Source organism: Brumimicrobium sp. (genome assembly GCF_048268645.1).
GTDB classification, from domain to species: Bacteria; Bacteroidota; Bacteroidia; order Flavobacteriales_D; family Crocinitomicaceae; genus Brumimicrobium; species Brumimicrobium ulvae.
The window spans coordinates 145712-159890 of the sequence record NZ_JBLWVE010000004.1 but is presented as its reverse complement, the minus strand read 5'-3'; the positions used below and the strand labels follow the sequence as shown (position 1 = coordinate 159890).

Genomic DNA, 14179 nt, shown 5'->3' with positions numbered 1-14179 from the left:
AATAATTAAATGTGAATAATTAAAGCGAGATATTTATCAATTGCGATATATATCGGTTAAATTTGTAAAAGATAAAGCACTAAGCAAAAAAAATAAAAATCATGAATGAATTTGGTAAAAGAGGTTCGAATACCAATTTAAAAGAGGATATAGGTTTAGGTAACCTAGGAAATGTTTTTTGGAACATGAGTCCGGCTGAGTTAGTAGAAGATACAATTTTGATGGGAGAGGGGGTTTTGACCGATTCTGGAGCAATTGCAGTAAATACTGGCGAGTTTACTGGTAGATCACCAGAAGATCGATTTATAGTATGTGACGACAAAACTGAAAACGCAGTTTGGTGGGGAAACATCAACAAAAAGTTTGAACCAGCAAAATTCGATGCACTGTACAATAGAATGAAGGCCTACTTAACCGGAAAGGATATGTATGTGAAAGATTCGTACGCTTGTGCTGACGATGAATACCGAATGAATATTCGTGTGGTAACCGAACTACCTTGGGGGAATATGTTTGCACACAACATGTTCTTGCGTCCAACCGACGAAGAAATCCAAAACTTTACTCCTGAATGGCACATCGTATGTGCGCCTAACTTCATGGCTGACCCTGAAATCGATGGAACAAGACAATCAAACTTTGCAGTGATTAACTTTACTAAAAAGATGATTATTATCGGTGGAACGGGGTATACTGGTGAAATTAAAAAAGGAATTTTTTCTGTATTGAACTTCGTTCTTCCTCATGAGAAAAATGTTCTTTCTATGCACTGTTCTGCAAACGTAGGTGAAGATGGCGATACTGCTGTGTTCTTTGGTTTGTCAGGTACTGGAAAAACAACTTTGTCTTCTGATCCAAACCGTCGTCTGATTGGAGATGATGAGCATGGATGGGCTGACAATGGAAGTGTGTTTAACTTTGAAGGTGGTTGTTATGCAAAGACAATCGATTTGTCTGCTGAAAAAGAACCTCAAATTTATGGTGCAATCAAGTTTGGAGCGCTTCTAGAAAATATCGGATTTAAAGGAGAGTCTTCTACACCAGATTATGAAGACGATCACATAACACAAAATACTCGTGTTTCTTATCCAATAAATCACATTGATAATATTATGGTGCCTTCTAAAGGGACTGCACCGAAAAATATATTTTTCTTAACGTGTGATGCTTTCGGAGTTTTACCTCCAATTTCAAAACTGACTTCTGGTCAGGCAATGTATCACTTCATTTCTGGTTATACCGCAAAGGTTGCAGGAACAGAGGCAGGTGTAACGGAACCACAAACTGTATTTTCAGCTTGTTTCGGAGCGCCTTTCTTGCCATTGCACCCAACCAAGTATGCTGAAATGTTAGGAAGTAAAATTGAAAAAAACAAGGTTAATGTTTGGCTCATTAACACTGGATGGTCTGGCGGTGGTCATGGTGTGGGTGAACGTATCAAATTGAAATATACACGTTCTCTAATTACTGCTGCTTTAACAGGTCAATTAAATGATGTTGATTACATCAAGGATGAAGTATTTGGTTTAAGCATGCCTGTATCTTGTCCAGATGTGCCTACTGAAATCTTAAACCCAAGAAATACATGGGAAGATAAAGCAGCTTACGATAAAAAAGCAAACGAGTTAGCGCAATCATTTGTGAAAAACTTCGAAACTTTTGAAAGTAATGCATCAGAAGAAATTATGAACGCAGGTCCAAAAGTAATGGTGAAGTAAAACTTGCTTATCATATATTTTATAAAACAGCCAGACGAATCATTGTCTGGCTGTTTTGGTATAGAGTTTGCTCTTATTCAATTAAATTACTAAATTCAAGACTATGAAATATTTTACTCTTTTACTCGTACAACTATTGGCCTTTTCTTTATGGGCTAATATTCAGTCTGAACCTGTGCCGTATGAACGTCAAGATTCTGACCATATCAAAGAAATTATGAAAGCTTGGGATAGTAATAAGGGGGAATACCTTTATGAAAGTATAGCCGCTATCGTAATGAAACAACAACAACCTGAAAGACCACAAGGAGTGAATCAAACTAGTTTTGAGTTACTGCAAATGATGGACGAACAGCGCATTGGACGTTTAGACAGAATCGCAGCTGTTGAATTGGAAAACGAAAGAAATACATCACGTGGTGATCAATTTTACTGGGAAGAATGGAGAGCCTATGTTCAATCAACTAAATGTGATATGAGCAATGGAAAATCACACGGAGATCCACATATGCTTACTTATGATGGGGAAAGCTATGACTTTCAAAATGCAGGAGATTATCTATTGACAGCTTCCGAAGATAATTCTTTCTACGTACAGACACAACAATACCGAATCAGTTCTAGTATTGCATTAAACGGTGGTGTAATGATGAATATTAACGGTGACCTTGTTGAATTTCGTTCTGCGGATAAAAAAGAAGGAGAAAGAATGATTCATATTAATGGTGAAGAAATTCAAAATGAACAATCTGACTTGGTTTTGGCTCAAGGTGGAGTTATTAACTATAAAAAGGGAAGACACATTGTTAAATGGCCAACGGGTGAACAAATGATTATTTCACAAAGAAAATTTAAACAAAATACTTTGTTTGATCTTCAGGTGAATGTCCCAAGCTGTAGAGATGATTACTATGGATTATTAGGAAACAACGATAGACAAAAAAATGACTTGGTGGCGTATGACCTTGAAACTGGTGAAGCAATCGACTATCAAAGAACTGCAAATTCTAACGATGATTTGTTTGGGGCCAATAGAAGAGCACCTGAGGTGTTGTCAAGACTTGAAAGCGAGTTGTTTTTTATCACTAGAAGATTTGGTGCTGTTCACCAATTAGATTCTACAACTTCTTTATTCCCAAACAGAATGACTGACATTCCAGATAGTGTTCGTTATCCTACTGAATTACTAACATTGGCACAACTTGAAGATGACCAAGTTGAAGAAGGTTTAAGAAAAGCCCGTGAAGCTGGAGTTGCTGAAGAAGATTTATATGGTGCGGTTTATGACTATGGTCACCTTGGATTAGAACCAATAGCCTACAATGATGAATATAAAGCGCCAAAAAGATCTACAAAGTATAAAGAACCAGCAATCGAAAAGAAAGAGGTGAATGGAAACAATAATAAAACCCAACCTCAAATTAGAATTAGACCGTCGATTTTTATTGGAACAGGTGTGCGAGTAACACCACCAAGACAACATCGACCATCTACATCTCCACGTCCATCTACGCGTAGTGGTTCTGCACCAAGAACAGCGCCTAGCCCAAGAGGTGGAAGGTAGAATATTGTATAGTTTACTTTAAATAAACCCTGAAGACAGTCTAGCTTTCAGGGTTTATTGTTTTCTTTGCTTTATAGAAAGTTGAAAATCTAACATGGATAAACAGGCGCAAATAAAAACTATTAATGGGGAGATTTACCTATGGTTCGATGAACTGTTCCTAGAACGGCGCAAAAAAGGGCTTTCAAAAGAAAAAATTGAACGAAAAGCCATTAAAGATAAAATTCAACAACTTTTTCCTGGTGCACTATTAAAACATGAAGTGAATGGAGCTCCAATCTTATTGAATGCTACTTATTCTAATCTTTCAATTTCTCATTATCGTGGTGGCTATGCATTGTATTTTTCCAATGAAAATTGTGGTGTAGATATTCAATACTTCAAAAACACCTTGCTTAAAGGAAAGGACTACTTTGTTAATGCAGAAGAGGAAGAATTAGATTTAAATAAAACGAATTTGCATTTAATTTGGAGTGCAAAAGAAGCTTTTTTTAAAAAACAAAAAGGCAATATTTCAGATTTGAAAAAGGAGGTGTCAATAAAGGCAATTTTTGTAGATTCAATTCAGCTCGCTTATAAAGGTCAAATTGAAATGGTGTTTTATCGCGCTTTCCAAGATTTTGTATTGGTGTGGACATAAATCTCGAACATTGAAGAAATAAATTTAGAAAAGTCCAAATAAATTTTATTTTTGTGTTCATCATCTAATAAGGTCATTGCATAAAAAACTAAAGTGAACAAAAGAATACTGGTCATATACTACTCCCAAACCGGTCAATTGAAAGAAATTGCACAAAATATGGTCGAACCATTCGAACAGGATGCGAGTTATGAGGTCGATTATTATAATATTCAACCAATACAAGACTACCCTTTTCCATGGGATAATGCCTCGTTTTTTGGTGTTTTTCCAGATTCTTTTCAGCAAATTCCTACTGCAATTAAACCTCCTCCAGAAAAAGTGCTACAAGGAGATTACGACTTGATTATTTTAGCCTACCAAATTTGGTTTTTAACGCCTGCAATTCCTATTAATTCATTTTTGAAAAGCACTTACGCTGATCAAATAATCAAGGGGAAAAAAGTCGTTTCCGTCATTGGTTGTAGAAATATGTGGGCTAAAGCACAGCACAAAATGAAACAATTGATCCAAAATGTTGGTGGAGAGTTGGTGGGTAATGTTGCGTTTGTTGATCGTCACCTCAACCACATCAGTGTCATCACAATTGTCCATTGGATGATGGGCGGGAAAAAAGACCGAAAGTTCGGGATATTCCCTAAGCCTGGTGTAGCACAAAAAGACATTGACCAAGCTTCTGGTTTTGGAGAATTGGTGAAAAATGCGAGTAAAACAAACGATTTTAGTAACTTACAGAATGAAATTGCCGAAGCAGGAGGAGTAGATATTAAACCATTTATCATTTTTATGGATGAAAAAGCCAACAAAATGTTCAGTATATGGTCACGCTTTATTTTGAAAAACGATAAAAATCGTAAATTGAAACTCAAGTTTTTTAAAGCCTATTTGTTGACTGCAATTTGGGTGATTTCACCAATTGTATATTTGATATTTTTATTAACCTATCCGCTAAGATTAAATCAAATCAAACGTAAAAAGGCGTTTTATAGTGGTGTGAATTAGAACAGAGATTTTTATGGGAAATGTATATATAACCAAAGCCGCTAAGTTTTTACCTAACGACCCGGTGGATTCTGATACAATGGGAGATTTTATCGGATTTGTAAATGGCTCTGAAAGGGTCAAAAGGATTGTGCTCAGAAACAATGGAATTGAAACCCGTTATTACGCTTTAGATAAGGAAGGGAACATTACCCATTCTAATGCTGAATTAACCTATAAAGCTGTTGAAGGTTTATTGGATGAAGGTTTTAAAATTGAAGACATCGAGTTGCTGTCCGTTGGGACCTCTTCTCCTGATCAACTGTTGCCATCTCACGCTGCCATGGTTCATGGACAAATGAAAGGAAGTCAACATGTTGAAATTAACTCCTCTGCTGGAATTTGTACCTCAGGAATGAATGCATTGAAATATGCCTATATGTCTATCTGCTCAGGAATGAAGAAGAATGCCGTTGCAGCAGGTAGTGAAAGAATTTCTCCGTGGATGTTGCAAGACAAGTTTTCCTATGAACTGGATACGGCAAGAAATTTAGAAGAGACACCTGTATTGGCTTTTGAAAAGGAGTTTTTAAGGTGGATGCTCTCAGATGGAGCAGGGGCTTTCTTATTGCAAGACCAACCAAATTCAAAAAACGAAATCAACTTGAGGATTGAATGGATGGATGCAATGTCTTTCGCAAGTGAATTAGAGACTTGTATGTACGCAGGAGCAGAGAAAAACCAAGCAGGCGAGGTCATTTCTTGGACTAATTATTCTTCAAAAGAATGGGCTGAGAAGTCTATGTTTTCAATCAAGCAAGACATTAAATTGTTGGATGAGAATATCATCGCAAAAGGTGTAGAAAGTTTAAGAGAAGTATTGAAAAGAAATAACTTCAAGGCAGAAAAGGTAGATTATTTTTTACCTCATATTTCTTCTTTCTTTTTCAAAGATAAATTGATGGAAGGCCTTCGTGAGGGGGGCGTAAATATAGCAGATGATAAACTTTTTATTAACTTAGATAAAGTTGGAAATGTTGGGGCTGGATCAATTTACCTTATGTTAGAAGATTTATTTAACAATCATAAGTTAAAGCCTGGAGAAACAATACTTTTGTCTGTTCCAGAAAGCGGAAGATTTAATTATGCATATGCATTACTAACGGTAGTGTAAAATAAAATTTAAAATGGAATCATTAATACCTGAAAATCAAATTAGAGAACTGCTGCCGCAGAAATCACCATTTACTATGGTGAGTCATTTGGTAAAATTTGAGGAAGCCGCTATTACCACTGGATTGGCTATAGAAGCGACTAATATCTTTGTGGAAGATGGAAAGTTTAATGAATCTGGAATGGTAGAAAATATAGCGCAGTCGGTTGCACTACATATCAGTTATGGTTATTCTTTAAAAAACATAAAAGCTCCGGTTGGATACATTGGTGCGATTAAAAACATTAAGGTTTTTGGGTTTTCAAAACTCAATGATTTTATCACTACTGAAATTAAGGTGATTACTGAATTTATGGGAGTTACCCTAATAGAAGGTCGTGTGATTTGTGATGGAGAAGTGTTAATGACTGCCCAAATGAAAACCTTTTTGTCTGATCAACCTGCTCAAGCCTAAATTGAATATTTTACACTAATATTGCTAACAATTACTAGAAAGATATGGAGTTACCGATGAGTATTCGAGCCTTCTTACCACATAGGGAACCTATGTTAATGGTAGATGACATCATTAAACTTAAAGGCGATTTTATCGAAACCACATTTGACATAAATGAATCCAATATTTTTATTGAAAATGGTGTATTAAACGAAATCGGAATTATTGAAAATGCCGCACAAACGTCTTCAGGGATTGTATGTGGCCCTCACTTTGAAGCCAATGAATCCAACGAGAATTACCGTGTAATGGGATATATTTCAAAAATTAAACGTGTCGATATTATGAAATTACCGCCTGTAAATTCACAGCTTAATACCAAAGGAGAGCTGATCTCAATGCATCAAGTTGGAGAGATGTACAGTTGTGAAATGAAATGTTTTACTTATTTGAACTCCGAAAGAATTGCAGCGTGTTATTTTAACCTGATTATTCATCCCGATCAGGAATAGAATCCTTTTGGCTCATTATAAATTAATAAAAACACTCTATATTTGCATTTAAACCTCATAGATTTGAGCAATGAAAAAAGATGAAATTCCACAAGATTCCGGTAGGCTAGAGGAAAAAAACATGAAAGAGCTTTGTTATGCTGTTGATGAAAGTGGTAAGTACGCTACTGGATTAAGCACTGGGTGGGAGGCGAAAAATATTGCTTTGGATGTGACCATGGAAAACTTGAATCAACAAATCGAAGAGGCTAAACAAGATGCAATTAAGGGAATCAAAAGTCCGATCTATTACTTTATGCTGCTTAATCGAATGGATTTGAGTGTATTGGCTGGGTATGTAGGAAAACCGAGGTGGATTGTGAAAAGACATTTTAAGCCTAAGGTGTTTAAAAGATTAAAAAATTCAACATTGAATAAGTACGCTGAAATATTTGAGGTGGACGTAAATACCATAAAAAACTTTAATGAATAAAATTGATTTTATCCACCATCAATCTGCGCATTGTGAAAATGGTGTCGCTTCCAATATTTTAAAGTTCAACGGTATTGATATTAATGAACCTATGCTTTTCGGTATTGGCTCTGGCTTGTTTTACATCTGTATTCCTTTTTTGAAAGTAAACCAAGCTCCAGCAATTAGTTATCGTCCGATGCCTGGATTTATTTTTTCAAGGGCCTCAAAACGATTGAATATTAAAATCAAAAGAGAACGTTTTTCTACCATTGATAAGTCTTTTGACGCATTGGATAGAAATATTGATCAAGGAATAGCAACGGGATTACAAGTTGGAGTTTATCACTTGCCTTATTTTCCTGATGAATATCGTTTCCATTTTAATGCACACAACTTGGTGGTTTATGGAAAAGAAGGGAACAATTACTTAATCAGTGATCCGGTGATGGAAACAACATCTGTTTTGACGAGAGAAGAACTGGCCAAAGTCAGATTTGCAAAAGGAGTATTCGCACCGAAAGGACATATGTATTATCCAGTTGAAATTCCAACAGAAATTGACCTCCCCAAAGCAATAATTGGAGGCATTAAAAAAACCACCTCAGAAATGCTGGCTCCTGTTCCTTTTGTCGGTGCCAATGGAATTAAGTTTGTCGCTAAAAAGATTCCTGGGTGGGCTAAAAAAGTAGGTGTGAAGAAAACCAATCACTACTTGGCGCAAATTATAAGAATGCAAGAGGAAATTGGAACTGGTGGTGGTGGTTTTAGATTTATTTATGCTGCCTTTTTACAGCAATCTGGGGAACTGCTAAATAAACCGGAATTCTTAGACTTTTCTCAACAAATGACGGTCATTGGTGACGACTGGAGAGACTTCGCATTGAAAGCATCTAGGATTTGTAAGCACAGAGATAATGACACAAATGCCTACGAAATCCTATCGGAAATGATGCTTAAAATTGCAGCAAAGGAAAAGCAGTTTTTTAAAGACCTAAAAAAATCAATCTAATAGAATGACGAATAGTGTAGAAATAAAAAATTTGTCCTTAAAATATAGTGGTACTGACTTTAAGGCCATAGATAATTTAAACTTAACTATTCAAAAAGGAGAGGTTTTGGGACTACTGGGTCCTAATGGCGCGGGAAAAACATCTCTTATTTCCATTCTCACAGGATTGATTAAACCAAATGAGGGAAAAGTTATTATTGAAGGTTTAGAAACCTCTAAAAATATTGAAGGAATTAGAAAGTTGATTGGCGTAGTTCCTCAAGAATATGCTTTGTATCCTAAATTAACTGCGAAAGAAAATTTGATGTTCTTCGGGAGTATGTATGGTGTGCGAAATCCAGTTTTAAAGCAAAGGGTTGAAGAAGGGATCGAACAAATGGGGTTATCTAAATTTGCCAATAAAAGAATGGATACTTTTTCAGGTGGAATGAAAAGAAGGATTAACCTGCTTGCTGGAGTTTTACATAGACCACAAGTGATTTTTTTAGATGAACCTACGGTAGGAGTAGATGTCCAATCGAAGCGGGTAATTATTGAATACTTGAATCAATTGAATGGTGTAGGAACAACCATTATTTATAGCTCACATCTATTACATGAAGCGCAGACTTTCTGTAGTCGTGTGGCCATTATCGATCATGGCGTAATCCAAATCGAAGGACCGACACAAGAGGTGCTCATCAGCGAAGGAAGGGTGAAGTCTTTAGAAGAAATATTCCTTGAAAATACGGGTAAAAAAGCCAAAGAATATGTATAAAATATTTCATGCTGTACTAAAAGAACTTCGACTTTTACGAAGAGACTTGCTTGGCTTTGCGATCATTTTTTTAATGCCTGTTGTGCTTATTATTACCATTACTTTCATTCAAAATAGTGTGGAAAATAATAGTGCGCGCATACAATTGCCGGTTTTATTGGTCAACCTCGATGAAGGAGATTTATCAAAAAAAGTAATTGAGAATTTAGAGACCAACAACAATATTAAAATCATCTCCGAAATTGATGGAGAAGCCATTACAGAAAACAGCGGACGTGGTTTAATCGCTAAAGGAACACAAAAAGTACTGATTATTATTCCTCCTGAATTTTCTGATTTTATTCAAAATCAAACAGATATCCATGTTAATAGATTGATGAGCACTGTTGTGCCAGACATGGAGGTAGAAGGAGATACTGAAAGTAATACTTTAACTAAAGAAGTTCAAATCCATTTCGATCCTGCGATTAGCAGTTCTATAAAGTCGAATATTAAAGGAGCTATAGAAAGCATGATTTCCGAGTTGGAGTCCAAAGCGATTTATGAAACTTTTGAGCGTGAATTGGATGCTGATTTAAGCTTTTTAACCGAACAAAAACTGGTTGTTTTTAAAGAATATTCTGTATCTGTAAATGAAATTGATATTGCCCCAACAGCAGTTCAACATAATTTACCTGCATGGACATTATTTGCTATTTTCTTTATTGTAATTCCTTTGTCCATTAATATTGTGAAAGAAAAAAATCAAGGAACTTATGTTCGGCTAAAAACCCTTCCCGTTTCTTCATTTCATTTAATGTTGAGTAAAATTATCGTTTATCTTTTGGTCTGTATGATCCAATTCTATTTAATGTTGATGGTTAGTGTCTTCCTTTTTCCAATCATCGGACTACCGGCATTAGATGTTGAAGGGAAGTTAATAGGGTTGACCGTTGTAGCGTTGTTCTCTGGATTAGCAGCAATAGGTTTTGGTGTTTTGATCGGAACTTTTGCTAAGACACATGAGCAAGCAGCTCCTTTTGGAGCAACGTCTGTGGTGATTTTAGCGGCCATTGGAGGCTTGTGGTTTCCTGTTTTTGCAATGCCTGAAACAATGCAGATGATTGCGAAGGTATCTCCCATGAATTGGGCCTTGGAAGGTTTCTATGATGTGTTGTTGAGAAGCGCTGGATTAATTTCATTGGCGCCTAACTTATTGTTATTGTTGACTTTCTTTATAATAAACATTACTATTGCAGTAGCGTATGAAAAAAAGATCAACCAATTATAAAATAATAGAGCATCTAACAACTACTTTTTCTTCAAGAGTTAAGTTTAATGAAGCCGATCCTTTGGGGATTGTTTGGCACGGAAACTATATCGCTTACTTTGAAGAGGGAAGAGAAGCTTTTGGAAGAACACATGGCTTGAGTTATTTGGATATTTACAAAAATAACTTTACTACACCGATTGTGAATGTGGTGTGTGATTACAAATTCCCATTGAAATACGGAGATATTTATACCATAAAAACAGCAATTTTAAATAACCCAACTGCGAAAATCATCCATAAGTATGAAATTTTTAATCAAGAAGAGGTCTTGGTGTGTGAAGGTGAAACTACACAAGCATTTGTTGACCTGAATGGCGAATTGGCATTGTACGCCCCAGCGTTTTATGATGAATGGAAAAAGAAAGTTAATTTTAAATAGTGAATTTACCTCAAAATAATATACCTGTTTATGTAGCCAATGGAAATTGTGTTACGCCTATGGGATTGAATCTTCTGGATAATGTTCAGGGAATTCTGGATGGACGTACAGCAATTGAACAAGTAAAAGATGAACATCTTCAAAAAGAGCCCTTCTACGGTGCTGTGATAAATAAAGATTGGCTTGAAAAAGCCTACTCAAAACTTGAGTATAGTGGAGATTTCTCAACTTTAGAGAAAATGATGCTCCTCGCATTGGATGATATCGTAAAAACTTATTCCGATCATTTAGACGATAAATGCGGAATTATCTTCTCGAGTACAAAAGGGAATATTGAGGCATTAACCCAAGACAATAAGGAAGCCTACTTTTTGCACTATTTGGCCAAAAAAATCAGCAAAGCAATAGGTATTCCTTCAGAACCTATTGTGCTTTCTAATGCCTGTGTTTCTGGTATTATGGCCATTTCAGTCGCGAAAAGACTGATTCAAACGGGGATTTACAATCATATGATTGTTGTTGGTGGAGATCTCTTTTCAAAATTTGTTTTCTCAGGATTCCAATCCTTTCAGGCGATTAGTAGTCAGCCCTGTAAACCCTATGACAAAGCAAGAGATGGAATTACCTTGGGGGAAGCTGCTGCCTCAATTTTTGTAACACAAAATAGGGACCTCATTTCTTCTGAATCTTATTACGAAGTAATAGGTGACAGCTCCATCAACGATGCGAATCACATTTCAGGTCCATCAAGAACAGGAGAGGGTTTATTTCAAAGTATCCGCAATGCAATGCAAGAAGCAAAGGTTAAAAGTCCTGAAATAGATTGTATTTCTTCACACGGAACAGCGACCAACTTTAATGATGAAATGGAAGCACAAGCTTTTAATCGTGTAGCTATAGAAACCATTCCTGTTTTTAGTCTAAAAGCAATTTATGGACATACTCTTGGTGCTGCAGGTTTATTGGAAACAGTGATTTCATTAAATTTTGCAGATAAAAACCTAATTCCTCCTTCTTTGGGTTATAAAGATCATGGTTTGACTTTACCTTTAAACATCAATAATGAAATTCAAAAGAAGGAAATCAATACCGTGTTAAAAACCGCTTCTGGTTTTGGTGGCAGCAATACTGCAGTACTCTTTAAAAAATGCAAGTCCGATGGAAAATAATATTATTCATTACTGCAATATTAAAAACAATGAAGTTTTCCTTGATGGTAAAAAACTTTATTCTGGTCAGGATGGAGATCAATTTTTAGACTTTATCAAAGGAATATATAAAAACTTTGAATTGAATTACCCAAAGTTTTATAAAATGGACCCGCTTTGCAAACTGGCAATCACTGCAAGTAGCATTCTTTTAGATGGAATAGACCAAGATATAGATCCTGATATGGGACTTCTCCTGTCTAATAAATCATCGTGTTATGATGTAGATGTTAAACATCAAGACTCGATTTCACAAGGGGAGGAGAGTTATGCCAGTCCAGCAAACTTTGTCTATACTTTACCAAATATTGCACTTGGGGAAATAAGCATCAAATATAAATTGAGAAGTGAGAATTCTTTTTTTATCTTTGAAGGCTTCAATCCTGAGTTCCTGATTGATTATGCTAACAGTATGACCAAACTACGCAAATCAAGTTCAGTGCTTTGCGGTTGGATTGAAGTGAAAGAAAATGTATACAATGCCTTTATGTTTCTTGTTAAACCAGAAGCAGGCTTGGCATTCACAAAGGAAAATTTATTAAACCTCATAGAATAGAGAAAATGGAAGAATTAAAGACAGAACTCAAAGAAAAAATTATCGAAGCTTTGAACCTTGAAGATATGTCAGCTGAAGATATTAATGATACAGACATGCTTTTTGAAGAAGGCTTAGGTCTTGATTCAATTGATGCTTTGGAATTGATTATTATTTTAGATAAAGATTACGGAATTAAACTCACCGACTCAAAAGACGGTAAGAAGATTTTCCAATCAATTGAAACGATGGCTCAGTACATTACTGAACACAGAACGAAATAAAGGCAATGAAAGAGAAGGTGGCTATAACTGGAATGGGGATCGTTTCTGCAATCGGAATGAACGCAGAGGAAAACTTTTTGTCTTTGAAGGACAATAAGCACGGAATTTCCAAAATAGCACACATCGAAACGACTTTGAAGGATAAAATCTTGGTGGGTGAAATAAAAAAATCAAACCAAGAACTTGAAAGTTTACTCAACCTTCCATCAAAGAATAATTTTTCTCGTTCCTCGATGTTGGGTGCCATAGCAGCAAAAGAAGCTGTTCAGAGCGCTGGAATTTCAACTGATGGAAATACCTCTATAGGATTCATTAATTCAACAACTGTTGGAGGAATGGACATGATAGAAAAGTATTATAGAGATTTTTTGGATCAAGAAGAACTACAACATTATATTGAAGTTCACGATGCTGGTAGTAACACTGATTTAATTGCTGAACATCTCGGTATTCAAGGATTTGTAACCACCATTAGTACGGCTTGTTCTTCTGCTGCTAATGCCATAATGCTTGGAGCCAAAATGATTCAAAGTGGTCGCTTAGATCAAGTAATTGTTGGTGGAATGGACGGACTGTGTAAGTTTACCATCAATGGATTTAACACTTTAATGATCCTTTCGGATACCTATAACCAACCTTTTGATGACCAACGAAAAGGACTAAATTTGGGAGAAGGAGCAGCATACTTGGTGTTGGAGTCTGAAGCGTCATACCAAAAGAGGAACAAAAAACCTTTGGCTTATTTGAAAGGCTATGCGAATGCAAATGATGCATTTCATCAAACGGCTTCTTCTGAACAAGGGGATGGCGCATATTTAGCCATGAAAAGTGCTTTCGAAGTTGCAGGAATGAAACCTGAAGCAATTGACTATGTCAACGTTCACGGTACTGCAACACCCAATAATGACTTGTCTGAAGGAAGAGCAATGATTAAACTCTTTGACCAAAAAGTCCCTGATTTTAGTTCAACAAAACCTTTTACAGGACATACATTAGCTGCTGCAGCATCTGTTGAAGCGGTGTACAGTATTTTTGCGTTGAGAGAAAACTTGATTTTCCCGAGTCTTAATTTTCAGAATAAGATGGAAGAATTTGATTTGACTCCGCAACAGGAATTAAAAGAAAAAGAAATCAGCGCTGTACTCTCCAATTCATTTGGATTTGGTGGTAATTGTTCAAGCCTTATTTTTGTAAAATAAACGATTAACGAATTAGA

16 protein-coding genes are annotated in these 14179 nt (G+C 35.9%); all 16 read left to right on the top strand.

Features of this window, described 5'->3' with window-relative positions; genetic code table 11:
• Positions 1–101: 101 nt before the first annotated feature.
• The 16 genes from pckA to ACN0U3_RS05565 all read left to right on the top strand — a co-directional run bounded on the left by pckA (position 102) and on the right by ACN0U3_RS05565 (position 14162).
• Positions 102–1718, top strand: a complete 1617-nt coding sequence (gene pckA / locus ACN0U3_RS05640) for a phosphoenolpyruvate carboxykinase (ATP) (protein WP_417265470.1) — start codon at positions 102–104, stop codon at positions 1716–1718.
• 103 nt (positions 1719–1821) lie between these two features.
• A complete protein-coding gene (locus tag ACN0U3_RS05635) occupies positions 1822–3282 on the top strand; it encodes a VWD domain-containing protein (protein ID WP_417265469.1) in 1461 nt (486 codons plus the stop codon).
• Between the two features lie 94 nt (positions 3283–3376).
• The gene (locus ACN0U3_RS05630) at positions 3377–3922 is read left to right on the top strand and encodes a hypothetical protein (protein ID WP_417265468.1); all 546 of its coding nucleotides are present in this window, start codon (positions 3377–3379) and stop codon (positions 3920–3922) included.
• Positions 3923–4015: 93 nt separating this feature from the next.
• Entirely contained in the window at positions 4016–4924 is a 909-nt protein-coding gene (locus ACN0U3_RS05625) for a flavodoxin family protein (RefSeq protein WP_417265467.1), read from the top strand.
• A 13-nt stretch (positions 4925–4937) separates the two neighbouring features.
• Positions 4938–6077: a beta-ketoacyl-ACP synthase III gene (locus tag ACN0U3_RS05620; RefSeq protein ID WP_417265466.1), complete on the top strand. Its 1140-nt coding sequence runs from the start codon at positions 4938–4940 to the stop codon at positions 6075–6077.
• A gap of 13 nt (positions 6078–6090) precedes the next feature.
• Positions 6091–6531 (top strand): hypothetical protein, encoded by a 441-nt coding sequence (locus tag ACN0U3_RS05615; RefSeq protein ID WP_417265465.1) that lies wholly within the window; start codon positions 6091–6093, stop codon positions 6529–6531.
• A 44-nt stretch (positions 6532–6575) separates the two neighbouring features.
• Complete coding sequence (locus ACN0U3_RS05610) at positions 6576–7025, top strand: ABC transporter permease (protein ID WP_299205665.1); 450 nt, start codon at positions 6576–6578, stop codon at positions 7023–7025.
• Between the two features lie 70 nt (positions 7026–7095).
• Positions 7096–7497 (top strand): hypothetical protein, encoded by a 402-nt coding sequence (locus ACN0U3_RS05605; RefSeq protein ID WP_299205664.1) that lies wholly within the window; start codon positions 7096–7098, stop codon positions 7495–7497.
• Positions 7490–8488 (top strand): BtrH N-terminal domain-containing protein, encoded by a 999-nt coding sequence (locus ACN0U3_RS05600; RefSeq protein ID WP_417265464.1) that lies wholly within the window; start codon positions 7490–7492, stop codon positions 8486–8488. Before ACN0U3_RS05605 ends, ACN0U3_RS05600 begins: the two co-directional genes overlap by 8 nt.
• A 4-nt stretch (positions 8489–8492) precedes the next feature.
• Positions 8493–9245, top strand: coding sequence for an ABC transporter ATP-binding protein (locus tag ACN0U3_RS05595; protein ID WP_417265463.1), 753 nt, complete (start codon positions 8493–8495; stop codon positions 9243–9245).
• A complete protein-coding gene (locus tag ACN0U3_RS05590; protein WP_299205661.1) occupies positions 9238–10515 on the top strand; it encodes an ABC transporter permease in 1278 nt (425 codons plus the stop codon). Before ACN0U3_RS05595 ends, ACN0U3_RS05590 begins: the two co-directional genes overlap by 8 nt.
• Positions 10490–10936, top strand: a complete 447-nt coding sequence (locus ACN0U3_RS05585) for an acyl-CoA thioesterase (RefSeq protein WP_417265462.1) — start codon at positions 10490–10492, stop codon at positions 10934–10936. The genes ACN0U3_RS05590 and ACN0U3_RS05585 overlap by 26 nt, the downstream gene beginning before the upstream one ends.
• Positions 10936–12105 (top strand): beta-ketoacyl synthase N-terminal-like domain-containing protein, encoded by a 1170-nt coding sequence (locus ACN0U3_RS05580; RefSeq protein WP_417265461.1) that lies wholly within the window; start codon positions 10936–10938, stop codon positions 12103–12105. Before ACN0U3_RS05585 ends, ACN0U3_RS05580 begins: the two co-directional genes overlap by 1 nt.
• On the top strand, positions 12095–12700 hold the full coding sequence (locus tag ACN0U3_RS05575; protein ID WP_417265460.1) for a 3-oxoacyl-ACP synthase: 606 nt from the start codon (positions 12095–12097) through the stop codon (positions 12698–12700). The genes ACN0U3_RS05580 and ACN0U3_RS05575 overlap by 11 nt, the downstream gene beginning before the upstream one ends.
• A gap of 5 nt (positions 12701–12705) precedes the next feature.
• A complete protein-coding gene (locus ACN0U3_RS05570; RefSeq protein ID WP_417265459.1) occupies positions 12706–12963 on the top strand; it encodes a phosphopantetheine-binding protein in 258 nt (85 codons plus the stop codon).
• A gap of 5 nt (positions 12964–12968) precedes the next feature.
• Positions 12969–14162, top strand: coding sequence for a beta-ketoacyl-[acyl-carrier-protein] synthase family protein (locus ACN0U3_RS05565; protein WP_299205656.1), 1194 nt, complete (start codon positions 12969–12971; stop codon positions 14160–14162).
• The last annotated feature ends 17 nt before the right edge of the window (positions 14163–14179 follow it).